Here is a 212-nt window from a genome sequence, read left to right as displayed (position 1 = left end):
AATATCACAACGGCACTGTTGTGCTAATATAATCGCGAGATCGGATTTGCCTGACGCCGTTGGCCCCATTAATAATATTGCATTAGGCAGAGTCTTACTGACTGGGTCTTTCATATTATTCAGTCTCTTTAATTAACAAAGATAAATCGGGCTGCTTAAAGCAAGCATGTAAAGATTGTGTAGGACGCTTGATTAATGAATTGATCCAGTCT

The 212-nt window shown here is 39.2% G+C and carries 1 pseudogene; it reads right to left on the bottom strand.

The features are described from left to right. Positions 1-123, bottom strand: a pseudogene (locus V6256_RS16045) (tRNA (adenosine(37)-N6)-dimethylallyltransferase MiaA); the annotation flags it as partial. Positions 124-212: the final 89 nt, after the last annotated feature.

This window comes from Psychromonas aquatilis, from assembly GCF_038155185.1.
Lineage (GTDB): Bacteria > Pseudomonadota > Gammaproteobacteria > Enterobacterales > Psychromonadaceae > Psychromonas > Psychromonas aquatilis.
Note: the sequence above shows the minus strand (reverse complement) of the source record. Positions and strands in the feature narration are given on the sequence as shown.